The organism is Streptomyces sp. bgisy159, from assembly GCF_057707805.1.
Genome location: NZ_JBYIQX010000038.1, coordinates 1 through 23,916, shown reverse-complemented (window position 1 = coordinate 23,916; position 23,916 = coordinate 1). Strand labels below are relative to the sequence as shown.

The following is a 23,916-nucleotide window of genomic DNA, read 5'->3' as shown; positions in this document are numbered from 1 at the left end:
TCCGCGGAGTCCTCCATGTCACTTCCCCCTCTCGTCCAGGGCCAGGTCGACCAGTGCGTCGAGGTCCAGGCCCGCCAGTTCCGGCGTGGCCGGGCCGTCCTTCGCGCCGGCGGCGTCCGGCACGGCGGCGTCCGGCACGGCGGCGTCCGGCACGGCGGTGTCGGGCGGGGCGGAGGCGGCGCAGGCCAGCACCGGATCCAACAGCCCGGCCTCGCGCAGCCGCTCGATCGACACGGTCCGCAGCAGCTCCCGGATCCCGGCGTCGTCGTCCGGCTCCGTCCGTTCCGCCGGGCGCACCAGGCCGGACAGGTGCCGTCCCAGTTCGCGGGGCGTGGGGTAGCTGAAGACCAGGGTGGACGGCAGGCGCAGTCCGGTCGCGGAGCCCAGGCGGTTGCACAGCTCGACCGACGTCAGCGAGTCGAAGCCCATGGGCGTGAACGCCTGGTCCGCGTCGACGGCCGTGCCGGACGGGTGTCCCAGCACCAGGGCGACCTGGTCGCGGACGAAGTCGAGCACGGCGGCTTCCGCCTCGTGGGCCGGGAGCGCGGCCAGGCCGGCGGGCAGGCCGGAGGCGGCGGCCCGCTCGGGGGCGGCCGTCCGCGTGCGGCGGGCGCGGTCGCCGTCGGCCAGGTCGCGCAGGAGCGGCGGCCGCTCCCCGCGCGGCGTGGCGCGCAACGCGGTGAGGTCCAGCCGGGCCGGGGCGAGGACCGGTCTGCCGAGCGCGCACGCCGTGTCGAACAGATCCAGTGCCTCGGCGGTCGGCATCGCGGCGACTCCCATCCGCCGTACCCGCGCCAGGTCGGCGCCGTCCAGGTGCCCGGTCATGCCGCTGCGCTGCTCCCACCAGCCCCAGCACAGTGAGGTGCCGGGCAGTCCGGACGCCCGGCGGCGCACCGCCAGGGCGTCCAGGAAGCCGTTGGCCGCGGCGTAGGCGGCCTGTCCCGCGGTGCCGAGCGTTCCGGCGAGGGCGGAGAACAGGACGAACGCGCTCAGGGTGTGCCCGCGGGTCAGTTCGTCGAGATGGACCGCGCCGCCCGCCTTGGCACGCAGGGCCCGGTCGAGGTCGTCGGCGGTGAGCGCGGCCACGGTGCCGTCGGCGAGCTCTCCCGCCGCGTGCACGACCGCCGTCAGCGGGTGCGGTCCGGGGAGGTCGGCGAGCAGGTCCGCGACGGCGGCGCGGTCCGCGACGTCGCACTCCACGACCGTGACCGTCGCGCCCGCGTCGGCCAGCTCCGACACCAGCTCGGCGGCTCCGTCGGCGGACGGGCCCCGCCGGCTCGCCAGCACCAGGCCGCGCACCCCGTGCTCCCGGACGAGGTGCCGTGCCACCAGCGATCCCACTCCCCCGGTCCCGCCGGTCACCAGGACGGTCCCGCCGCCGAAGTCGTCCTCCAGGTCGAGGACGAGCTTGCCGGTGTGCCGTCCCTGGCTCATCTCGCGGAACGCGGCGCGCGCCTCGCGGACGGGCCGGACGGAGACCGGGTTCGGACGGAGCCGGTCCTCGGCGAACAGGTCCATGACGGCCCGGAACATGTCGTGCAGCAGGTCCGGTCCCGCCTCGTAGAGGTCGAAGGCCCGGTAGTCGACGCCTGGGTGATCGGCCGCCACCCGGCGGGGATCGCGGATGTCGGTCTTGCCCATCTCGATGAAGCTGCCGCCGCCGGGGAGCAGGGTCAGCGAGCTGTCGACGAAGCCGTGCGCCAGGGAGTTGAGCACGACGTCCACGCCGCGGCCGCCGGTGGCGTCCAGGAACGTGGTCGCGAACGCGTGGTCGCGTGAGGAGGCGAGGTGCTCGTCGTCCAGTCCCATGGCGCGCAGGGCGGGCCATTTGGCGGGGCTCGCGGTGGCGTACGTCTCGGCGCCGATGTGCCGTGCCAGCTGGACGGCGGCCATGCCGACGCCGCCGGCCGCGGAGTGGATGAGGATGCGCTGTCCCTTCTCCAGCCGGCTCAGGTGGACGAGCGCGTAGTAGGCGGTGAGGAAGGCGCCCGGTACGGACGCCGCCTGCGCGTGGCTCCAGCCGTCGGGGACGGGCGTGAGCAGACGGTGGTCGGCCACGGCCACGCGGCCGAAGGCACCGGTGAAGATGCCGGTCACCCGGTCGCCCGGGGCCAGGCGTGTCACGTCGTCCGCCACCTCCAGGACGGTGCCGGAGCCCTCGCTGCCGAGCCCCGCGTCGATCGCGGTCCGTTCCACCAGGCCGAGGGCGATGGTGACGTCGCGGAAGTTGAGCCCCGCCGTGTGCACGGCGACCCGGACCTGTCCGCTGGTGAGGGGCTCCTCGACCTCGGGGCAGGGGACCCACGTCAGGTTCTCCAGCGTTCCCTTGTCGGGGATACCGAGGCGGTACGGTCCGGCGGGGGGCGGCTCGATCTGCCGGTGTGCGGGGGACGCCGGTGCCAGGCGGGGGGTGAGGCATTCGCCGTCGCGCAGGGCCAGTTGGTCGGCGTCGAGGGCGAGCGCGTGCGGGAGGCGTTCGAAGGAGGCCTCCGCGTCGTCGATGTCCAGCAGGCGCAGCCGGCCGGGGTGCTCGGTCTGGGCGGAGCGCAGCAGGCCCCATGCCGACGCTCCCGGGAGGCTCTCGGGGGTCTGCCCGCCGCCGGTGTCCTGCGCCAGGCGGGTGAGCAGGACCAGGGTGGCCCCGGTGCGACGCTCCTCCGCGAGGAAGCGCTGGACCCAGCCGAGGACGCGCAGGCCGGCGCCGCGGACCGCGGCGAGCGTACCGGTGCCGTCGGTGGCGGTGGCGGTGGCGGTGGCGTCAGCGTCGGCGTCGTCCAGGCAGAGGACGATCTGCGCGGGGTCCGCGTCCCGCAGGACGCCGTCCGTCAGGGCTTCCTCCAGGGACGTGACGTGGACGGCGGACGAGCCGCCCGCACCGGCGGCCCTGGCGGCCAGGCCGTCGCGCGCCCCGACGACGATCCGCGTCCCGCCCGCGGCCGTGCCCGCGCCGAGCGGGACCGGCCGCCACTCCACCTCGAACAGGGCAGGCTCGTGCCCGCCGCGCGTCGCGCGCACCTGCTCGGGGGAGGCCGGCCGGAACGTCAGCGCCCCGATGCGGGCGACCGGCCGCCCCTGCTCGTCGGCGACCTCCACGGACACGACCCCGTCGCCGGCCGGGGTGATCCGCACCCGCACGGCCGGACCGCACTGCCCGACCGGGTCGACACCGGACCACGAGAAGGGCATCCAGCCCCGGCCGCCGTCCACCTCGATGACCCCGCCGGCCACCACCGCGTGCAGCACGGAGTCGAGCAACGCGGGGTGCAGGGTGAAACCGCCGCCGTCCGACGTGCCGGCGGTCTCCGGCAGCACGGCGCTCGCGAAGAGGTCCGCGCCCCGTCGCCACACCTCGCGCAGCCCGCGGAAGGCGGGGCCGTAGTCGAAGCCCCCGTCCGCGAAGGAGTCGTACAGATCCGTGATGTCGAGCTGCCGGGCCCCGGTCGGCGGCCACACGGCGAGCGGCGGCGCGGTCGCGGGGAGCACGGGCGTCAGCGGGGCGCCGGGTGCCAGACGGCCCGTCACATGCCGGGTCCAGCCGCTGTCCGTCCGGTCGTCCTCGCCGGAGTGCGAGAACACCTCCAGACGGCGGCGTCCCGTCCCGTCGGCGGCGCCGGCGACGACCCGCACCCGCACCTCCCCGGACTCGGGAAGGACCAGGGGTACTTCCAGGGACAGTTCCTCGACGGCGGTGGCTCCGACGTGGCGGCCCGCGGACAGGGCGAGGTCCAGGTGGGCCGTCGCCGGTACGACGACCGTGCCGAACACGGTGTGATCGGCCAGCCAGGGGTGGGTGCGCAGCGACCACAGGCCGGTGAGGACGGCCTCGCCGGTGCCGGGGTGGTCGACCACGGCGCCGAGCAGCGGATGGTCCGCGGTGGTGAGCCCGGCGCGGGCCACGTCCGCCCGTCCCGTGGCCGCCCGGAAGTCCAGCCAGTACCGCTGCCGCTGGAACGCGTAGGTCGGGAGGTCCACCGGCGGCCCCGGCGGGAACAGGGCGCCCAGGTCCACGCTCACGCCGCGCACGTGCAGCCGGGCCAGCGCGCCGACGAGCGCCTCCTCGGGCTCGCGGTCCCGCCGTGACACGGGGACGACCAGCGCGTCGTCGACACCCTCGTGGGCGAAGGCCTCCTTGGTGAGGCCCGTGAGGGTCGAGCCGGGGCCCACGTCGAGGAAGACGTCCGCGCCGGACTCGCGGGCGCGCCGCACGGCGTCGTGGAAGCGGACGGGTTCGCGCAGGTGGCGCACCCAGTGCGCGACGGACGTCAGCTCGCGGGCCGTGGCCTCGCGGCCCAACAGGGACGACACGACGGGGATCTGGGCGGCGCCGCCGCCGAGTTCGCCGAGGGACGCGGCGAACTCGTCCAGGACGGGGGCCATGAGCGGGGAGTGGAACGCGTGCCCGACGGCGAGCGGTTTCGCGGAGATCCCGTCGGCGACCAGGCGGTCGCGGAGCGCGTGGACCTGGTCGCGTGCGCCGGAGACGACGACCGACGCGGGACCGTTGACGGCGGCGACGCCGACGCGGCCGTACCCGGCGAGCAGGGCGCGCACCTCGTCCTCCGGGGCCCGTACGGCCAGCATGGCGCCGGGCTCCTCGACGGTCTGCATGATCCGGCCGCGGGCGGCCACGAGGCGGGTGGCGTCGTCCAGGGCGAGGGTGCCGCAGACGTGGGCCGCGGCGATCTCGCCGACCGAGTGCCCGATCAGCCGGCCCGGCGGCGGACAGTACCGGGTGATCAGCCGGTAGAGGGCGATCTGGAGGGCGAACAGGGCCGGCTGGGCGATGTCCGTGCGGTCGGCGAGGTCGTCCGCGGGCCGGCCGGACAGCAGCAGGGGCTTGAGGGCGAAAGGCAGGTGCGCGTCGAAGCGGGCGCAGACCTCGTCCAGGCTCCGTGCGAAGACCGGGAAGGCGTCGTACAGCGGTGCCGCCGCGCCGGCCCACCGGGAGCCCTGCCCGGGGAACAGGAAGACGGTGCCGCCGGGCTCCGCGGCGATCCCGTGCACCACTGCGGCGGACTCGGCGCCCTCGCCCAGCGCCTCCAGGCCGCGCAGCAGTTCGTCCCGATCGCGGCCGAGCACCACCGCGCGGTGCTCGAACCGGGTCCGGGTCGACGCCAGCGACCGCCCGGCAGCCGCGAGGTCGGCCCGCGGGTCGGCGGCGGTGAAGCCGTGCAGCTTGCGCGCCTGCGCCCGCAGCGCGCGGGCGGACCGGGCGGAGACGATCCACGGCATCACCCGCGCGGCCCCGCCCGCCGGGCGGCCCGCCGCGGGGAGGTCCGCGGCGGGCGGGTCCTCGGCAGGGGCCTCCTCCAGGATCAGGTGCGCGTTGGTGCCGCTGGCCCCGAAGGCCGACACACCCGCCCGCCGGGGCCGGCCCGGGGCGCTGGGCCACCGCATCGTGCCGGTCAGCAGTTCCACCGCCCCGGCCGACCAGTCGACGTGCGTCGTGGGGCGGTCCACGTGCAGGGTCTTGGGCATCGTCCGGTGCCGCAGCGCCATGATCATTTTGATGACCCCGCCGACGCCCGCGGCCGCCTGCGCGTGACCGATGTTGGACTTCAGCGATCCCAGCCACAGCGGACGGTCGCCGTCCCGGTCCTGCCCGTAGGTGGCGAGCAGCGCCTGCGCCTCGATCGGGTCGCCCAGCTTCGTCCCGGTGCCGTGCGCCTCCACCACGTCCACGTCGCACGCCCGCACCCGGGCGTCGGCGAGCGCGGCCCGGATCACCCGCTGCTGCGCCGGGCCGTTCGGCGCGGTCAGTCCGTTGGACGCGCCGTCCTGGTTGATCGCCGAGCCGCGGATCAGCGCCCAGACGCGGTGTCCGTTGCGCCGCGCGTCCGACAGCCGCTCCAGGACCAGGACCCCGGCGCCCTCGGAGAACCCGGCGCCGTCGGCCGTGTCGGAGAACGCCTTGCACCGGCCGTCGGCCGCCAGGCCCCGCTGCCGGGACATCTCGCGCAGGACCTGCGTCGTCGCCATGACGGTCACTCCCCCGGCCAGGGCGAGCCCGCACTCGCCCTGCCGCAGCGACCGCACCGCCTGGTGGATCGCCACCAGGGACGACGAGCACGCGGTGTCGGTCGACACGGCCGGTCCCTCCAGGCCCAGGACGTAGGCGACGCGTCCGGACGCCACGCTCAGCAGGGAGCCGGTCTGGCCGTAGCCGGAGATGACCTCGGGTGTGGTGTGGTGGTCGCCGTAGCCGAAGTAGGCGAGTCCCGCGAAGACTCCCGTGGCGCTGCCGCGCAGGGTCCCGGGGTCGATGCCGGCGCGTTCCAGGGACTCCCAGGAGGTCTCCAGGAGCAGCCGCTGCTGGGGGTCGGCGGCCAGCGCCTCGCGGGGGTTGATGCCGAAGAACTCGGCGTCGAAGTCGCCCGCGTCGGGCAGGAACCCGCCGGAGCGCGCGTAGGACGTGTTGGGCCGGTCCGGGTCGGGGTCGTACAGGGCCTCCAGGTCCCAGCCGCGGTCCTCGGGGAGGCCGGCCACCGCGTCGCGGCCCGAGCGCACCAGGTCCCACAGTTCCTCCGGGGACGCCGCCCCGCCCGGGAAGCGGCAGGCGGCGCCGACGACCGCGATGGGCTCGGCGGCGGCCTCCGTCAGTTCCTCCAGCCGCCGGCGGGTCTCGATCAGCTCGATCGAGGTCCGCTTGAGGTAGTCGAGGACCTCGGCGTTGTTGTCGTCACTCATCGCTCTCCCTGGCCGAGTTCTTGGTCCAGCAGCGAGAGAAGCTCGCCGGCTGAGGCGGTACTGATCCGGTCGGTGATGACGGCCGCCGGTTTCTCGCCCGCCATCGAGCGGACCCGGCCCCGCACGTGGCCGACCAGGGCGGACAGGGCGACCTTGTCCTCGTCCGCGAGGGCGGGGAACGCTTCCTCCAGCCGGGCGCCCAGCTGCTCGATCTCCTCGGCCAGCCGGTCGGCCGGTGTCTGCCCCGGGCCGCCGGGGGCCGGCGTGACGGTGTCGATCAGGAACCGGGTGAGGGCGTCGGGGTTCGGGTGGTCGAAGGCGAGCGTGGCGGGCAGCTTCAGGCCGGTCACGGCCGACAGCTTGTTGCGCAGTTCCAGCGCGGTGAGCGAGTCGATGCCCAGGTCCCGGAACGCGACGGCGGGGCCGATCCGTTCGCCGTCGTCGTGGCCGAGGACCAGGGCGGTCTGCGCCCGCACGAGGTCGCGGACCACGGCCTCCGCCTCGGCCGCCGGCTTCGACAGCACGAGGTCGGCGAGTTCGACGCCGGCGGGCTCCTCCCGGCCCGGACGGCCGGGTCCGGCGGGGGGTGCGAGCAGCTCGCGCAGGAGCGGCGAGGCCGCTCGGCCGGTGGGCGCGCCGTCTCGGGGCAGGTGGAGCCGGGCGGGCACCAGCACCGGCTCGTCCCGTGCGACCGCCGCGTCGAAGAGCGCGAGGCCCTCGTGGGTGGGCAGCGGCAGCACGCCCTGCCGTCGCAGGCGCACGAGGTCCGTCTCGTTCAGAGCGGCGCCCAGTTCGCTGCGCTCCGCCCAGTAGCCCCAGCACAGGGCGGTGGCGGGCAGACCCTGGGCCCTGCGGGTCTCGGCGAGGGCGTCGAGGAAGGCGTTGGCAGCCGCGTAACCGGCCTGTCCGGCCGTCCCGAGCACGCCGGCGACGGAGGAGAACAGGACGAACGCGGACAGGTCCAGGTGGCGGGTGGCCTCGTGCAGGTTCCAGGCCCCGTGCGTCTTCGGCGCGAGCACCGCGTCGACGCGGTCGCCGGTGAGCGACTCGACGACGCCGTCGTCCAGGACGGCCGCGCAGTGGATCACCGCGGTCAGCGGGTGCTCCTCGGGGACGGCGTCGACCAGCGCGGTCACCGACGCCCGGTCGGTGACGTCGCAGCCGGTGATCTCGACGTGGGCGCCCGCCCCGGTCAGCGCGGCGCGCAGGCCGGCCGCCGCCGGGGCCGCCGGTCCCCGTCTGCTGGTGAGCAGCAGACGGCGCACCCCGTGCCGCTCCACGAGGTGACGGGCCAGCATGGCTCCCAGGCCGCCGACGCCACCGGTGATCAGCACCGTGCCGGAGCCGAGGGCGGGACGGCCCTGTTCGGCGGCGCGGGACCGGGCAGCGCCGGTGGGGGTGGGGAGGCGGGTGAGCCGGGGTGTGGTCAGCGTGCCCGCGCTGATCCTGAGCTGGTCCTCCCCGGCTGCCGCCGCGGCCGGGACGCGGGCCCAGGACTCGGTCCGGTCGTCGGTGTCGAGGAGTGTGAACCGGCCCGGGTGCTCCGTCTGGGCGCTGCGCAGGAAGCCCCAGACCGCGGCGGCCGCCGGGTCGGTGCGGGGCGCCTGGCGGTCCCCCGTCGCCCCGCGGGTGACGACGACCAGGCGGGAGGCGGCGAACCGGTCGTCCAGGAGCCACTCGCGCGCCCACCGCAGCACGCGGTGGAGGTTGCGCTCGGCCGCCTCGGCCGGAGCGCTGCCGTCGGCCGGAGCGTCGCCGTCGGCCGTCCCGCCGTCCAGGACGGCGAGGACCACGGGCGGGGTCTTTGCGCCGGATGCGGCGAGTTCGGCCGGGCCGGGGAAGACCGGACCGCCCTCTGCCAGGAAGGCGGTGAGCGCGTCCGGCTCGCCCAGCACCGCGTACCGGGCGGCGGCGTCGCGCGACGGGACCGGCGCGGGCACCCAGTCCACCCGGAACAGGGCGTCGTGGTGGCCGGAGGCGAGTTCGGTCAGCCGCGCGGTGTCCACGGGCCGCAGGGTCAGCGACTCGATCCCGCCGGCCGGTGCTCCGGTCCGGTCCGCGAGGGTCACGGACACCGCGTCGGGCCCGGCGGGCGTGAGGCGGACGCGCAGTTCGCCCGGACGGGCGGGCCGCAGGCGGACGCCCCGGAACCGGTAGGGCAGCCGCCCCTGCGGGGAGTCGCCGGCGACCGGCCCCAGGCCGGTGGCCTGCAACGCGGCATCGAGCAGCGCCGGGTGGACCAGGAACCCGCCGTCCTGCTCCGCTCCGCCGCCCGCGGGCAGCTCCGCCCGCGCGAGGAGCGTGCCGTCCAGGTGCCACACCTCCTTGAGGCCCCGGAGCGGGGGCCCCGGCGTGAGGCCGAGGGCGGACAGCCGGGCGTACGCCTCCTCGCCGGGCACGCCGGCCGCGTCCGCGGGGGGCCAGACGGCGAGGCCGTCCGCCCGTGGGCTCCCGCCGGTGTCGGACCCGGCGAAGCCCGAGGCGTTGCGGGTCCATCCGGCGTCGCCGTCGCCCCGCGAGTGCACACCGATGACGCCGTTGCCGTCCACGACCACGCGGACCTCACGTTCCGCGCCGCCGGTCAGCACCAGCGGTGCGTCCAGGACGAGTTCGTCGACGACGTCGCGGCCCGTCCGGTGCGCCGCCCACACCGCCATCTCCAGCAGCACCGTGCCCGGCACCAGGGCGGCGCCGTCGACGAGGCGCCCGGCGAGCCACGGATGGCGCTCGGCGGACAGGAAGCCCCGGGCCGCCACGCCGCCGCCCGCGTCGTCCGGCAGGTCGAGCACGGTGTCGAGGAGCGGATGGCCCGACCGGGGCCCGGTGGTGGTCTCGCGCGGGGTGTCCAGCCAGTAGCGCTGCCGCTGGAACGGGTAGGTGGGCAACTCCGCCCAGGCGCCGTCCGGTTCGGGCAACGCCGTCCGCCAGGACACCGCCGTGCCCGCCACGAAGGCCTCGGCCGCCGAGCGGTACAGCCGCGCGAGGCCGCCCTGGCCGCGGCGCAGCGTACCGGTCGCCACCCGGGCGGTTCCCGGCAGGTCGTCGAGCATCTGCTGGATGTTGACCATGAGCAGCGGATGCGGGCTGACCTCGATGAACGCGCCGTGGCCGGCTTCGAGCAGGCTCTTCGTGGTGGCGTCGAAGCGGACCGGTTCCCGCATGTTGCGGAACCAGTAGGCCGCGTCGAGGTCCGCGCCGTCGACCGGGCCGCCGGTCACGGTCGAGTAGAACGCCACCGGCGAGGACACGGGCCGGATCGCTCCCAGCTCGTCCAGCAGCGGCCGCTCGAACCGGTCCATCAGCGGCGAGTGCCCGGGGACACCGGCCGGGATGGGGCGGGCGCGCACGCCCTGCGCCTCGCAGGCCGCCACCAGTTCCCCGACCGCGTCGGCCTCGCCCGACACGGTCGTCGAATAGGGCCCGTTGACCGCGGCGACCGCGACGCGGGAGCCCCACGGCTCCATCAGCCGCCGTACCCGGTCCTCGGTCGCGACGATGCCGGCCATGCCGCCGTCCTGGGCGGCGGTGGCCAGGAGCCGGGAGCGCACGGCGACGATCCTGGCCGCGTCCGGCAGACAGAGGGCCCCCGCGACGCAGGCGGCGGCGATCTCGCCCTGCGAGTGGCCGATCACGGCGTCCGGGGCGACGCCCAGCGCGCGCCAGACCCGGGCCAGGGACACCATCGTCGCGAAGAGCGCGGGCTGTACGACGTCGATCCGGTCCAGGTCGGCGGCCTCGGGGCCGCCGCACACGGTGTCGACCAGCGACCAGGAGATCCACGGCCGCAGCGCCTGTGCGCAGGCCCGCAGCTGTTCGGCGAAGACCGGGCTCGTCTCCCACAGCTCGCGTCCCATGCCGGCCCACTGGCAGCCCTGGCCGGGGAAGACGAAGACCGTCCCGCCCACGGGTCGCGCGGCGCCGGACACCACGTGGCGGGGGTGCCTGTCTCCCGCGGCCACGGCGGTCAGGCCGGCGAGCAGCTCGTCGCGGTCCGCACCGATGACCACCTGGCGGTGCTCGAACAGCGAGCGGGTCGCCACCAGGGCGTGCCCCACCGCCGCCGCGGACCGCCCGGCATCCGCCGCGACGTGGTCCCGCAGCCGCAGGGCCTGTTCCCGCAGCGCCTCGGGGGACCTCGCGGAGAGTATCCAGGGCACCGGCGCCGCCCCGGTGGACACCCGGCCGGGGCCGGGGGCCGCGGGCGGGCGGGCCGTGCCGTTCGCGGCCTCGGGAGCCTCTTCGAGTACGAGGTGGGCGTTGGTGCCGCTGACGCCGAAGGACGACACGCCCGCGCGCCGGGGCCGCCCCGGAGTGACGGGCCAGTCCCTGGCCTCGGTCAGCAGCTCGACCGAGCCGGCCGCCCAGTCGACGTGCGGGGTGGGGCGGTTCACGTGCAGGGTCCGGGGCAGGGTCCCGTGCCGCATCGCCATGATCATCTTGATGATGCCGCCGACGCCCGCCGCCGCCTGCGTGTGGCCGACGTTCGACTTCAGCGAGCCCAGCCAGAGCGGCCGGCCGGGCTCCCGGTCCTGCCCGTAGGCGGCCAGCAGCGCCTCCGCCTCGATCGGGTCGCCCAGGCGGGTGCCGGTGCCGTGGGCCTCCACCGCGTCCACCTCGCCGGGGGCGAGGCCCGCGTCGGCCAGGGCCGCTCGCACGACCCGCTGCTGGGCGCTTCCGTTCGGCGCGGTCAGCCCGTTGGACGCGCCGTCCTGGTTGACGGCCGAGCCCCTGATCACCGCCCGGATCCGCCGCCCGTTGCGCAGCGCGTCCGACAGCCGCTCCAGGACCAGCACGCCCGCGCCCTCGCCCCAGGCGGTTCCGTCGGCCGCTTCCGCGAACGACTTGCACCGCCCGTCGGCGGACAGGCCCCTTTGCCGGGAGACCTCCACGAACAGACCCGGGCTCGGCAGCACCGACACCCCGCCGGCCAGCGCCAGTGCGCACTCGCCGGACCGCAGGGAGCGCACGGCCTGGTGGACGGCGACCAGTGACGACGAGCAGGCCGTGTCGACGGACACCGCCGGTCCTTCCAGGCCCAGTACGTACGCCACCCGGCCCGAGGCCACGCTGGTGTACGTCCCGGCGATCCCGAAGCCCTCCACCCCGGCGGCCGTCCCGCCGCCGATCCGGGGCCCGTAGTCCACCCCGTAGATCCCGGTGAACACGCCGGTGGCCGAGCCCCGCAGCCCCGCGGGGTCGATTCCGGCCCGCTCCAGCGCCTCCCACGTGATCTCCAGCATCAGGCGCTGCTGGGGGTCCATCGCCAGTGCCTCGCGCGGGCTGATGCCGAAGAACGGCGCGTCGAACTCCGCGAGCGAGTCGAGGAACGCGCCCCGGCGCGTGTACGTCCTCCCGGCCGCCTCGGGGTCGGGATCGTAGAGCGCCTCCACGTCCCAGCCGCGGTCCCGCGGGAACTCCCCCGTCGCGTCCACTCCGGCGGACACCAGGTCCCACAGGTGCTCGGGGGACACCGCCCCGCCCGGGAAGCGGCATCCGGCGCCCACGACGGCGACGGGCTCACGAGCCGACTCCTCCCACGCGCGCACCCGCTCGCGCAGCTCCTGTGCGTCGCCGACGGCGCGCCGCAGGTAGGACCGGAGCTTGTCGACATCGTCCACTGGGTCTCCTTCACCGATGACGGGGTGAACGGGCGGGTGCTACACGTAGCCGCGCTCGATGAGCGCGTACAGCTCGTCGTCGCTGCGGTCCTGCTGGCTCGTCTCCTCCCGCCGGGCCGGTTGCGCGGCTTCCGGGGGCGCGAGGAGTGAGAGGAGGTGGCGGGCCAGCCGCCGCGGCGTGGGGTGGCTGAAGGCGACGGTGGCCGGCAGCCGTACTCCGGTCGCCGCGGTGAGCCGGTTGCGCAGCCGCACCGCCGTCGAGGATTCGAATCCCAGGTCCTTGAAGGTGCTGTCCGGGCGGGCCGCTAGCTCGCCGGGCGTCGGGCGCGGGCCGCCGGCGCCCCACGCGGCCGCCGCCTCGGCGCACACGAGGCCGAGGGCCGCCGGTTCCGAGTCCGGCACCGCCGCCCGGGTGTCCGCGGCGCCGTCCGGGCCGGCGGGGCCCGGGTCGTCGGACGCCGTCAGCCAGTACGACCGCCGCTGGAACGCGTAGGTCGGCAGGGCGACCCGGCGTGGCCGGTGCGGGGCGAACAGCGCCGTGAGGTCCACCGGTACGCCGCGCACGTGGAGTTCGCCCAGCGAGGCCAGCAGCCCGGCCTCGCCGCCGTCGTCCTTGTGCAGGGTGCCGACCACGGCCGGGGAGGCGGCGAGCGCGTCGGCGGTCTCCGCCATCGCCACCTCCAGGACCGGATGGGGGCTGACCTCCACGAACGCCCCGGCGCCCTCGCGCATCAGGGCTTCGACGACCGCGCCGAAGCGCACCGTCGAGCGCAGGTTGTCGTACCAGTACGCGCCGTCCAGCGGCCGGTCGCCGAGCGGCCGCCCGGTGACCGTGGACCGGAACTCCACGTCCGGCCGGGCCGGCGAGAGGCCCGAGGCGGCCGACAGGAGCCGCTCCCGGATGCGTTCGACGTGGTGCGAGTGCGAGGCGTAGTCCACCTTGACGCGCCGCACCCGCACGCCCTCCGCCGCGGCCCGGGCGGCGAACCGGTCCAGCGCCTCGTCGTCCCCGGAGACCACCACCGACGCCGGTCCGTTGACCGCGGCCGTGGACAGCCGGCCGGGCCACTGCCGCAGCCGTTCGCGCACCCACTGCGGGGACGCGGCGACCGCGCTCATCCCGCCGGTGCCGGCCAGCGCGGTCAGTTCGCGGCTGCGCAGGGCGACGAGCCTCGCCGCGTCCTCCAGGGACAGCGCGCCCGCCACGCAGGCGGCGGCGATCTCGCCCTGAGAGTGCCCCACCACCGCGTCGGGGACCACTCCGAGCGAGCGCCACACCCGGGCCAGCGACACCATCATCGCGAACAGCGCGGGCTGGACCACGTCGACCCGGTCCAGCGTCGCGGCCGGCTCGGCGCCGGTCACCACGTCCACCAGCGACCAGTCCACCCACGGCGCCAGCGCCCGCGCGCAGGCGTCGATGCCGCGCGCGAACTCCCGCGACTCCGTGTACAGCCGGCGGCCCATGCCGAGCCACTGGGAGCCCTGCCCGGGGAAGACGAAGACGACCGGTCCGGCCGGACCGGGGGCCGTTCCGCGCACCGCCCGCGCCGTGTCCGCGCCGGCCGCCACCCGTTCGAGACCGGCCAGCGCCTCGTCGCGGTCGCCGGCGAGCAGTACGGCCCGGTGCTCGAAGAGGGTCCGGGTCGCCACCAGTGAGTGGCCCACGTCGGCTGCGGTCAGGGTCGGGTCCGCGGCGACGAAGTCCCGCAGCCGCAGCGCCTGTTCGCGCAGCGCCGCCTCCGACCGGGCCGACAGCGGCCACGGCAGCACCCCGGAGCCGCCCGGGTCCGGCTCCGGGTCCGCGGCACGGGTCGCCGGTGTCCGGGGGGCCTGTTCGAGGACGGCGTGGGCGTTGGTCCCGCCCATGCCGAACGCCGACACGCCCGCCCGTCGCGGCCGCCCGGGCGTGCCCGGCCAGGGCCGGGGCGCTCGCAGGACCTCGAAGTCGCGGTGGAAGTCGGGGATGGCGGGGTTCGGCGACGCGAAGTTCAGGCTCGGCACCAGCAGGCCGCGGTCCAGGCACAGGGCCGTCTTCACGAGGCCGGCGAGCCCCGCGGCGGGCTCCAGGTGCCCGACGTTGGTCTTCACCGAGCCGATCGTCAGGGGGCGGCCGCGGCCGGTCGCGCGGAACACCTCGCGCAGGCCGGACGCCTCGGCGGGGTCGCCGAGGCGCGTGCCGGTGCCGTGGGCCTCCACGTAGTCGACGCTGTCGAAGGGGACGCCCGCGCGTGCCAGGGCGGACAGCACGGTCGCCGCCTGCGCGCCGGGGCTGGGGTCGGGCATCCGCGTGGAGGCGCCCCCGCTGCCCACGCTCCAGCCCCGCACCACCGCGTAGACGTGGTCGCCGTCGGCGACGGCCAGGTCGAGCCGCTTCAGCAGGACGAACGCCCCGCCCTCCCCGCGCACGAAGCCGCTGGCGCGGGAGTCGAAGGCGAAGCAGCGGCCGTCGGGCGACAGCGCGCCCAGGTTGGCCAGGCCCAGTCCCGTCTCCGGGTCGGCGATCAGCTCGACGCCGCCCACCAGGGCCGTGTCGACCGCGCCGTCGAGGATCCGGTCGCAGCTCAGCGCCAGGGCGACGAGGGAGGAGGACTGGCCGGAGTCCGCGCAGTAGCTCATGCCGCGGAGGTCGAACAGGGCGGAGACCCGGTTGGCGATCAGCGCGCCGGCGGAGCCGAGCGCGGCGTGGTGGTCGTCCCGGTCGCTGCCGGCCAGGGTGCGCAGCCGGTCGTATCCGGAGGGCGCGCTGCCGACCACGACGTCGATCTCACGGCCCGCGAGCGCGCCCGCGGGGATGCGGGCGTCCTCGACGGCCTCCCAGGCGAGTTCCAGCCCCAGCCGCTGCACGGGGTCCATGGCGGCCGCCTCCGCCGCGCCGAGGCCGAAGAACTCCGCGTCGAACCCGTCGACGGCGTCGAAGAACGACCCCGTCCGCAGGGTGGCGGCGTCCGGGTGGTCCGGACGCGCGGGGCCGGCCGGCCGCTGCTCGGGGAACGTTCCGACGGTCGACCGCCCGTCGAGCAGCAGGCGCCAGAACTCCTCAGGGCCGCTCACTCCGGGGAAGCGGCACGACATCCCGACGACGGCGATACCGGTGGCTCGGCCACTCATACGATTCCCTTCCGGTTCCTCAGCCCCGCGGGGCGCACGGGGCCGCCCTCAGCGCCAGTCGGTCAGCGACGTCAGAAGTGCGGGGGGCGCGTGCATGAAGTCGTAGTGGCCGCCGTCGACGACCCGGACGTCGACCGACTCCGCGTACGGCAGCCAGCCCTGAAGGTCGTCCCGGGTCACGTCGGGGTCGTCCCGCCAGTGCAGGACGACGACCGGGCACGGGAGCCTCACCGGGCGTGTGCGCCGGTAGGCGCCCGCGGCGGCGTGGTCGCCGAGCAGCACGGTCAGGCCCATGTCGACCATGTCCGGCCGCGGCTGGAGTCCCCGGCCGCGCAGGAAGGACTCCAGCTCGGTGCGGAGTTCGGCCTCGGTCATGGCGAGCATGCGGTCGCGCGAGGCGTGGTGCGGTGCCGGCTGTCCCGACACGAACAGGCGCTCCGGCACGGGCAGGCCCCGGTCGGCGAGGCGGAGCACGGTCTCGAAGGCGGGCAGCGCCCCGGCGCAGTGCCCGAAGAACGCGAACGGCCGGTCGAGCAGCGGCACCAGCGCCTCGGCGAGCCCGGCGGCGAGTTCCTCGTAGGTGCCGTAGTGGGGTTCGGCCATCCGGCTCTCCCGGCCGGGGAACTGCACCGGGCAGACCTCGGCGCCGTCGATCGCGGGCGGCCAGGCGCTGAAGGCCGAGGCGCCGGCCCCGGAGAAGGGGAAGCAGAAGATCCGGGCGGGGTGGTCGGTCGCGGACGGCGGCCGGACGAACCACGGTGAGGTGGTGGAGCCGGAGGTCATGGTGCCCTTCGTTTCCGGACGACGACGGGGAGGTGGGTCATCCCGGCGATGAAGCAGGACCGCAGGTGCTCGGGTTCGCCGGCGAGTTCGATCGATCCGCATCGCCGGAGCAGTTCCTCGAAGAAGACGCGCAGGGTCATCCGTGCCAGCGGGGCGCCGATGCAGAAGTGCGAACCGAAGCCGAACGCGACCTGGCGCTTGGCGCCGGTGCGGGTGATGTCGAAGGTGTGGGGGTCGGTGAACCGGGCGGCGTCCCGGTTGGCCGACCCGATCCACGCGACGACGGCTGCGCCGGCCGGGACGGTGCCGCCGCCGATCCGGGTGTCGCCGACCGCGTACCGCATGAAGTTGCAGGCGGCCGAGGTCCAGCGCAGCCCCTCCTCCACCAGGTTCGGCACGAGGGACGGGTCGGCCTGCGCCTTCTCGTACTGTTCGGGCCGCTCGACGAGGGCGAGCACCGTGCCCGAGACGGTGTGGGGGGTCGTCACGTTGGCGCCGAGCAGGATGCTGTAGCCGTTGAGGGCGATCTCCTCGTCGGTCAGCGGGGCGTCGCCCGCGTGGACGCTCATCAGGTGGTCGAGCAGGCTGCCGTCCTCGCCTCCGGCCGCCCGGCGTCCCTTGACCCACGCGGTGACGTAGGCGACCAGCTCGTGGTGCGAGATGGCCAGGGTCGCGGCTTCGCCGCCGAGCCGGAAGTGCGGGTCCGAGGGGGCCGTCACCATCGCGGTCAGCCGCACGAGGTCGTCCCAGTCGCGCTCCGGGATGCCGAGCAGTGGTCCGGTGACGATGGCCGGCAGGCGCAGTGCCTGCTCGGCCAGGTCGAAGGCCGCGCCGTCGAGCGCGGGTTCGAGGAACCGCACGACCGCCTGCCGGATCCGGTCCTCCCAGGGCGCCACGGCGCGCGCGGTGAGCCGGGAGCCGATCGCCCTGCGGACCTCGGTGTGCCGGGGCGGGTCGGTGGAGGTCATCAGCTTGCCCGCCGCGACGTCGTCGACGCCGAGGTGGGTGACGACCGTGCCGCGTTCGGAGGTGAACTCCTGGTGGGAGCCGAGCACCCGGCAGACGTCCTCGTAGCGCGTCACGGACCAGAACTCACGGCCGTCGGCCAGGACCTGGTGGTGCAGCGGGGCCTCGGCGCGCATGACGTCCCAGACGGGGTGCGGGTCGCCGGTGGTGTAGAGGTCCAGGTCGAACAGGTCGACGCGGTCGAGGTCGACGTCGCGCGCCGAGCCGGGCGTCAGCCTCATGTCAGCGCCCTCGCCCGCTCGATCAGCGCGGCGACCCGGGCCGGGGTCTGGGCCAGGTAGAAGTCGCGCACCGACAGTTCTACGCCGTGGTCGCGCTTCACCCGGTCGATGATCGCGATCCCGATGAGCGAGTTGCCGCCGAGGGAGAAGAAGTCGTCGTCCGCCCCGACCTCGCGGCCGGCGAGGTGTTCCGCCCACAGCGCGCAGACCTCCCGTACGAGCGGCGCCGGCACGTCGCCGGGGGCCGCGCACGCCTCGGGAGCCTCGGGTTCTCCACCTTGCCCGTGAGCCCGCGGTCGCGATTCCATCGCCACCTTTTCCTTTCTCCGAGGGACACAAGGACCCTTTTCGGGGGGGACATTTACGTGCCGCGCCGGCGGGGTTGTTCACTGAATGGCGGCCACGGGACGAGGCTAAAGCGCGGAATTGAATTACGGAAGGCGCGGAGCGAGTGCCGTGAATCTTCGGGCGGCGGCCGGGTGTCCCGTCGACGGGACACCCGCGCGTGCGCCCGGCCACACCCTTCCCGACCCCCTGGACAGCGGCTCCCAGGGGGAGTTCACGGCGCCCCCATCGTGCCATCCGTGACGCGTCCTGGCCAGGGAAATCGACGCTTTCGGCCGACCCCGGTCCTGCCCGGCAGCGTCGGCGGCCACGTCATTGCCATCACATTTTCCAAGAATTACTGTGACGCCCCGGAGGGCGTCCAGGAGCCTCCGCGTGCATCACACAACCAGCTACGGGAGGGGATTTCCTTGCTCAAGTCGCAACGGCTTGCGGTGCTGCCGATCGACGCGTACGACCTGGATTCCGAGTTGTCCGTCGTGGACCAGCACGAGTACGGCGGCGACTATGACGCCTTCACCTTCGGCTCGTGGTCGTCGCACGTCCTGGCCAACGGCACGGGCGCCGACTCCGACACCGCCTTCCGCCCGCACGACGGCCGGCTGACCCTGACGGACCTGGGCAAGCGGCTGCCGAACATCATGGCGCTGGTGACCGACAACTTCCCCCTGGAACGGCTGCAGTGGGTGCGGGTCTTCAGCCTCCGCGACGGGCTGATCTCCCCGCACGTGGACTTCCTCGAGTTCTCCGAGCCGGGAACCCGGCTCCAGGTCCCGCTGCGCACCAGCGAGGAATCCCTCCATTCCGAGAACGAGTCCGTCTACCACATCCGCCGCGGTGAGGTCTGGAAGATCCATTCGACCGATCCGCACTCCGCCCGCAGCACCTCCCGGACCGCCCGGCTCTCCCTGTGCCTGGACTTCGCGGACGCCGAGGAGCCGATCGAGATCCGCAACCAGGTCCCCGCGACCGAGCCGATCCGCATCGTCGAGCGGCCCGAGCCGACGGACGCGGAGCTGCGCGACCTCATCGAGTCGGGGCGGGACTTCACCCCGGCGACCATGCGGCCGGCCTTCCGCAGGTTCGCCGAGCTGCACTTCGAGCGGCGCGCCCACGCCACGGCGGCGTTCGACTGGTACGTGGAGGCCGCCCGCCTGACCGGTGACGAGGACATGGTGGCGAAGGCCCGGGCCTTCCGCACGTACTGCGTCGAGAAGCGGGGCGACGGGGAGAAGTTCGACTGGTGAGCAACGCGGCGCCGCAGCCGCCGCCGACCGGCCGATGGCCCACCGCGCCTGTGCGGTGGGCCATCGGCCGGTGTGCGATCAGCTCTTCACGGTGCCTTCGCGCAGCCGGTCGATCATGTGCCGGGTCGTCTCGATCGGGCTCTCCTGCGACAGGTCCCAGGAGCCCGACGGCAGCGCCCCGTTGAGTGCGGCCGCCCTCTCGTCCCACTCCTCCTGCCCGGCGAAGGGGACCGTCTCGCCCTCCTGGTAGGCGGGGAACGGACGGTACCGGTTGAGGCCGGCGGCGTCGGCCCCGCGCACCAGCAGCGGGTCGAGGTAGATGCCCTCGCTGTGGATCCGCGTGGTCGTCGAGATGTAGCCGATGTCCAGACCGCAGCGCCGCTTGGCGGAGGTGTTCGCCTCCGAGTAGTGCAGCAGGTGGGGGTGGTGGATCGACACGTCGCCCGGCTGGAGCTCGATGTCCACCACACCGCGCTTGTCCACCCACTCCCGCACCAGGGCCTCGTCGGAGCTGGAGAACAGCATGTTGGGCTCGTCGGTGCGCACCTGCGGCTTGTGCAGCGGCAGTTCGTGGCTCCCGGGGATCATCCGCAGGCAGCCGTTCTCCGTGGTGCTCTCGTCGACGGCCAGCCACACCGTCAGCGCCTCCATCGGGCTCAGCGTCCAGTACGCGCCGTCCTGGTGCCACAGCACGGGCTGGCCGTCGTACGGGGGCTTGCAGATGTAGTGGGCGGTGAAGCACGCGAGGTTCGGCCCGAGGAAGAACTCCGCGATGTCCACCAGACGGGAGTCGGAGACCAGCCGGGCCCAGAAGGCGTCGTTGCGGATCAACGGGTGGTGCAGGTGCTCGGGGCGCAGATCCGGGTACTTGCCGGTGAGCCAGTCGACGTGGGCACGCACCTCGTCCAGCAGATCCCGCGGCACGACACCGCGGATGATGGAGAAGCCCTGTTCGGCGTATTCCGCCCTGGCTTTCTCAAGAACGCCCTCGCCCAGTGTGTTCATGCGTCGATTCCTTCTCGGGTGTGAGGTCCTGCCTGCCTGACTTGCGGGACACGTGCTCGGAACCGTCGAGCGTTCCCGCTCGCGGGCTTCGGGGTAGCGCGGCTCCGGACGTGGAAAAGGTGGTGGGGCCGGGATGCCGGAAATCGTCGCCGGCAGCTCGGGCGTGGTCGACGGGGCGACCGCCGGGCGACAGGGCCCTCTTGACGGCGGACGCGGCTCCCGTGGCGCTTTCACGGCGTGCGGGAGCGGTTCTCGGGTCGGGCGGCGGTCCGTCGGACCGGCATTCGCCGGCCGGTCGCAGCGGCGTTCCCCGCGCCCTTTACGCCGGTTCCCCGGCCGTTCAACACTCTGTCCGCCGTGCGGGAGGGTGTCAATGTTCCCGGGCCCGTCCGGGGCGTTCGGCGAGGCGCCGGCACGAATGCCGGGTTCTTCCTTCTTCGCGGTGCCGGGGAAACCGGTCTCGCGCGTGGTCCGCGCGGGATGCCGGTCCCCGGGCACGAAGCGTTTGTCCCGCTGACGGGACAGGCACGGGTGCGCCTGGAAACGGGGCCCCGGACGAGCCGGGGCCCGGCCCGCTGTCCCCGGCCCCGCGCGTACGACATGTCCGCCGGGTTCCGGTGCGGCCCTGGCGGGGCCGCTGCCGCAAGGAAGGACCGTCGACAACGCTCCTGACCGATACACCTAGCGGCCCGCGGCCGACTCGGCCTCGATCAGGTCCAGCACCTCGCGTCCCCGGTCCACCAGGTACATGTGGTCGCCGGGGAGTTCCACGTAGCTGAAACCGGCCGTGGTCGCCTTCTGCCACTGGTGTGCCTGGTCCGCGCTGACCAGGCCGTCGCCGGCGCCCCGGACCGAGCAGATCGGCACGGCGACCGGTTCGTCGGTGCTCGGCACGTAGTTCTCGTGCATCTCGCAGTCGGCCTGGAGGACGGGCAGGATCAGTTCCCGCATCTCCGGGTGGTCGAGGGCCTCGTGCCGGAAGCCCGCGAACTCCTCGACACGGGCGAGGAACTCGTCGTCCGGAAGCCCGGTAGCGCGTCTGGCCCGCTGGGTCCAGGGCCCCGGCGAGCCGCTCACGACGAGCCGCTCGACGGCGACTCCGCGCGCGGTCAGCAGATGCGTCAGCTCGTAGGCGAGCACCGCGCCCAGGCTGTGCCCGAACAGCACGACCCGCGCGCCCTCGCCCGCCTCCGCGACGAGGGCGTCGACCACGTTGCGGGCCGCCTCCACGACGTTGCGGTACGGCGTGTGCAGGATCAGCCGTTCACGACCGGGCAGTTCGACCGGGACCACGCGCCACCGGCCGGCGGACAGCGCCCGCCACGGATGGAAGAACGACGGCCCCGCTCCGGCGAACGGTGCGCACATCAGGACGGTCCGGTCCCGTTCGGCCGCGGTCGTCCCGTGTCCTGTGCTCACGGTCTTCTCCCCTCGCCCCCCGGGGCGGTTCGCCGGGCCGGTCACCGCGCCAGCTTCTCGGCGATGACCCGCATGATCTGGCCCGCTGGGCCGGGCATGTGCAGGTCGTGGTGGGTGGCGTCCACCGGGTGCTCCTCGATGGTGCCGAGGACGTGCGGCCGCCAGTCCGGCCCCCAGGAGGAGACCTCCTCGGTCTTGTCCAGCTTGGCGTTGAAGTACAGCAGGTCGCCGCGGTAGACCGGCGATTCGAAGTCACCCATCTTGTTGAGGTTGTTGGCACCCACCTTCGACATGGTGTCCAGGAAGCTGTCCATGCCGCGGGTGTTCATGAACTGGCCGAAGATCTCCTCGACGTCCGCCCGGTACAGGTCCGGAGTCCGGCCGGAGACCTGCTTGAACCCGCTCTCCGGACGGGTGGTGGCGGGCTGGGAGTCCAGAACGGCGACGAGGCCGACCCGGTGCCCGAGCCGGTCCAGTTCCACCGCGAGGGCGTGCGCGAGCGGGCCGCCGTAGGACCAGCCGACGAGGTGGAAGGGGCCCTCCGGCTGGACGCGGAGCATCTCGGCGAGGTAGTCGTCGATCATCTCCTGGACGGAACCGGCGAGCGGGTCGGTGCCGTTGGAGCCACGGGACTGCAGCGCGTAGGCCGGACGGTCCGGAATGTGGGGGCCGAAGGTGAAGTACGCCCAGCCGAGGCCGCCTCCGCCGTGCAGGAACCACACCGGCGGCTTGCCCGTGCCGGGGTCCCTGTTGAGTGGCAGCACGACGTCGAACGAGCCGGTGTGGTCGTCGGGGATGCCGCCGATGAGCATCAGCGCCGCCAGCTCGGCCACGGTCGGGTACTGGATGATCGTCCGCAGCGGCACGTCGAGGCCGAACTGCTTGCGGATGCGGGCGCTGAGCCGGGTGGCCAGCAGCGAGTGCCCGCCGAGCACGAAGAAGTCGTCGTCGATGCCGACCCTCTCCAGGCCCAGCAGCTCGCCGAACATGGCGCACAGCTTCTCCTCGTGGGAGTTGCGCGGCGCGCCGCCGCCCCCGGCGGTGGTGTGCTCCGCGGGCAGCGCGCGCCGGTCGAGCTTGCCGGCGGGGTTCAGCGGGATCTCCGCGAGCGGCACCACGGCGGCCGGGACCATGTAGCCGGGAAGGCGCCCACGCAGGTACTCGGGCAGCTCGGCCAGGAGCGGACCGATCGACTTGGCCAGGGCGGGGGCGTTGATCCGCGTCCGCCCGGTGGCAGGGCCCGGGACGAACCCTCCGCCGACGGCCCTCGGTTCCGGCAGCAGCACCGCGTCGAAGCAGTGGGCGGCCTCGGCGGACCAGGTGAGGACGGCCTCCCCGCCCTGCCGGCGAGCACCCTCGACGAGGGCCTGCGGATCCACCGGGACGCCCCGCGCGGCGTTCGAGGTCAGAACACCGGACGCCGAGGCGGCGGCGGCCTCCTCGACCAGCCGCGCGTTGGGTATCCCGGTCACCCGGAGCGGGCCGCCGCCCACCCGTCCGGCCAGCTCCGCCGGGTCGGACACGTCCCGGCCCCAGGCGAGGGCGGGCACATCGGCCAGGTCGAGGACGGCGGCCGGCCGCTTGTGCAGGACGACCTCGTAGCGGTGCCGGGTCAGCTCGTTGTGGGCGCGCCCCTCCTTGAGCCGGATGTCGACCGCGGCCGAGCGGTCCGCGGCCCATTCGGTGAACCACTCCGGGGCCACCACCAGTTCCCGCTCGGCCAGCAGCGCCTGCTCGACCAGCGCCCGCACCTCGTCGTGCGAGGCGTGCGGCTGCGCGGCCCGCTTCTCCGCGGTGGCCAGCAGCCGCAGCGTGGCCGCGTTGCGGACGTCACCGACGATCAGCCGGCCTCCCGGCGCGAGGAGTTCCATCAGCTCGCCCAGCACCCGGTCCAGGTACGCGGCGCTCGGGAAGTACTGCACCACCGAGTTGAGGACGACGGTGTCGAACGCGCCGCGGGGCAGGCCGGAGACGTCGTGGGCGGGCTGCGCGGCGAGCCGGACCCGGTCCGCGTGGCCGGCCCGCTCGGCCTGTGCCCGGAGCCGGTCCACGACCGTGGCCGAGATGTCGGTCCCCCAGTACTCGTCGACCTCGCCGACGATCTCGGCCAGGAGCAGACCGGAGCCGACACCGACCTCCAGCACCCGGCGGGGAGCGAAGCGCAGGACCTGCGCCACCGCCGCCTCACGCCATTCGTGCATCTGCTCGATGGGGATCGGCTCCCCGTCGTAGACCGACTTCCAGCCGTGGAAGTCCTCGCCCCAGGCCTTCTCGGCGGCGTCGGCGTAGCTCTCGTCGTAGACCTGGCGCCACTCGTCCACGAGGGTGTCGGCGTCGGCCACCGCGGCGTCCGGATCGGGTGCCACGTAGGCGACCAGGCGCTGTTCGCCCTTCTGGTCCTCGCGCACGACGACGGCCGCCTGGGCGACCGCGGGGTGCGCGGTCAGCGCGTGT

General features: G+C 74.8%; 9 protein-coding genes and 1 pseudogene. 1 reads left to right on the top strand and 9 read right to left on the bottom strand.

The genetic code is table 11. From position 1 onward, the window contains the following. Positions 1-18: 18 nt before the first annotated feature. From AC3ET3_RS28035 to AC3ET3_RS28010, 6 genes and pseudogenes are all read right to left on the bottom strand, one after another. Positions 19-6,576, bottom strand: a complete 6,558-nt coding sequence (locus AC3ET3_RS28035; protein ID WP_435613107.1) for a type I polyketide synthase — start codon at positions 6,574-6,576, stop codon at positions 19-21. Between the two features lie 107 nt (positions 6,577-6,683). Then, positions 6,684-12,293: pseudogene (locus AC3ET3_RS28030) on the bottom strand (type I polyketide synthase); the annotation flags it as partial. 51 nt (positions 12,294-12,344) lie between these two features. Next, positions 12,345-15,416: a type I polyketide synthase gene (locus AC3ET3_RS28025; RefSeq protein WP_435613094.1), complete on the bottom strand. Its 3,072-nt coding sequence runs from the start codon at positions 15,414-15,416 to the stop codon at positions 12,345-12,347. A 48-nt stretch (positions 15,417-15,464) separates the two neighbouring features. Next, positions 15,465-16,199 carry a thioesterase II family protein gene (locus AC3ET3_RS28020; RefSeq protein ID WP_435613093.1) on the bottom strand — a complete coding sequence of 245 codons (735 nt, stop codon included), beginning with the start codon at positions 16,197-16,199 and terminating at the stop codon, positions 15,465-15,467. After that, positions 16,196-17,446: a cytochrome P450 gene (locus AC3ET3_RS28015; RefSeq protein WP_435613092.1), complete on the bottom strand. Its 1,251-nt coding sequence runs from the start codon at positions 17,444-17,446 to the stop codon at positions 16,196-16,198. Before AC3ET3_RS28015 ends, AC3ET3_RS28020 begins: the two co-directional genes overlap by 4 nt. Beyond that, complete coding sequence (locus tag AC3ET3_RS28010; RefSeq protein ID WP_432158432.1) at positions 17,443-17,754, bottom strand: acyl carrier protein; 312 nt, start codon at positions 17,752-17,754, stop codon at positions 17,443-17,445. Before AC3ET3_RS28010 ends, AC3ET3_RS28015 begins: the two co-directional genes overlap by 4 nt. A gap of 447 nt (positions 17,755-18,201) precedes the next feature. On the opposite strand from AC3ET3_RS28010, the gene AC3ET3_RS28005 reads away from it, so the two are divergent. Further along, entirely contained in the window at positions 18,202-19,038 is an 837-nt protein-coding gene (locus AC3ET3_RS28005) for a putative nonproteinogenic amino acid hydroxylase (protein ID WP_435613091.1), read from the top strand. A 78-nt stretch (positions 19,039-19,116) separates the two neighbouring features. Here AC3ET3_RS28005 and AC3ET3_RS28000 read toward each other — a convergent pair whose 3' ends face one another. From AC3ET3_RS28000 to AC3ET3_RS27990, 3 genes are all read right to left on the bottom strand, one after another. Continuing rightward, positions 19,117-20,043: a phytanoyl-CoA dioxygenase family protein gene (locus AC3ET3_RS28000; RefSeq protein WP_435613090.1), complete on the bottom strand. Its 927-nt coding sequence runs from the start codon at positions 20,041-20,043 to the stop codon at positions 19,117-19,119. Between the two features lie 681 nt (positions 20,044-20,724). Next, positions 20,725-21,411 (bottom strand): thioesterase II family protein, encoded by a 687-nt coding sequence (locus tag AC3ET3_RS27995; RefSeq protein WP_432137822.1) that lies wholly within the window; start codon positions 21,409-21,411, stop codon positions 20,725-20,727. A gap of 92 nt (positions 21,412-21,503) precedes the next feature. Beyond that, a partial coding sequence (locus AC3ET3_RS27990) for an alpha/beta fold hydrolase (RefSeq protein ID WP_435613089.1) occupies positions 21,504-23,916 on the bottom strand: 2,413 nt, incomplete at its 5' end.

Excerpts from the sequence above, each read along its gene's own strand:
- AC3ET3_RS28010 (WP_432158432.1), bottom strand. The coding sequence starts at position 17,754 with ATGGAATCGCGACCGCGGGCTCACGGGCAAGGTGGAGAACCCGAGGCT.
- AC3ET3_RS28025 (WP_435613094.1), bottom strand. The coding sequence starts at position 15,416 with ATGAGTGGCCGAGCCACCGGTATCGCCGTCGTCGGGATGTCGTGCCGC.
- AC3ET3_RS27995 (WP_432137822.1), bottom strand. The coding sequence starts at position 21,411 with ATGTGCGCACCGTTCGCCGGAGCGGGGCCGTCGTTCTTCCATCCGTGG.
- AC3ET3_RS28020 (WP_435613093.1), bottom strand. The coding sequence starts at position 16,199 with ATGACCTCCGGCTCCACCACCTCACCGTGGTTCGTCCGGCCGCCGTCC.
- AC3ET3_RS28015 (WP_435613092.1), bottom strand. The coding sequence starts at position 17,446 with ATGAGGCTGACGCCCGGCTCGGCGCGCGACGTCGACCTCGACCGCGTC.
- AC3ET3_RS28000 (WP_435613090.1), bottom strand. The coding sequence starts at position 20,043 with ATGAACACACTGGGCGAGGGCGTTCTTGAGAAAGCCAGGGCGGAATAC.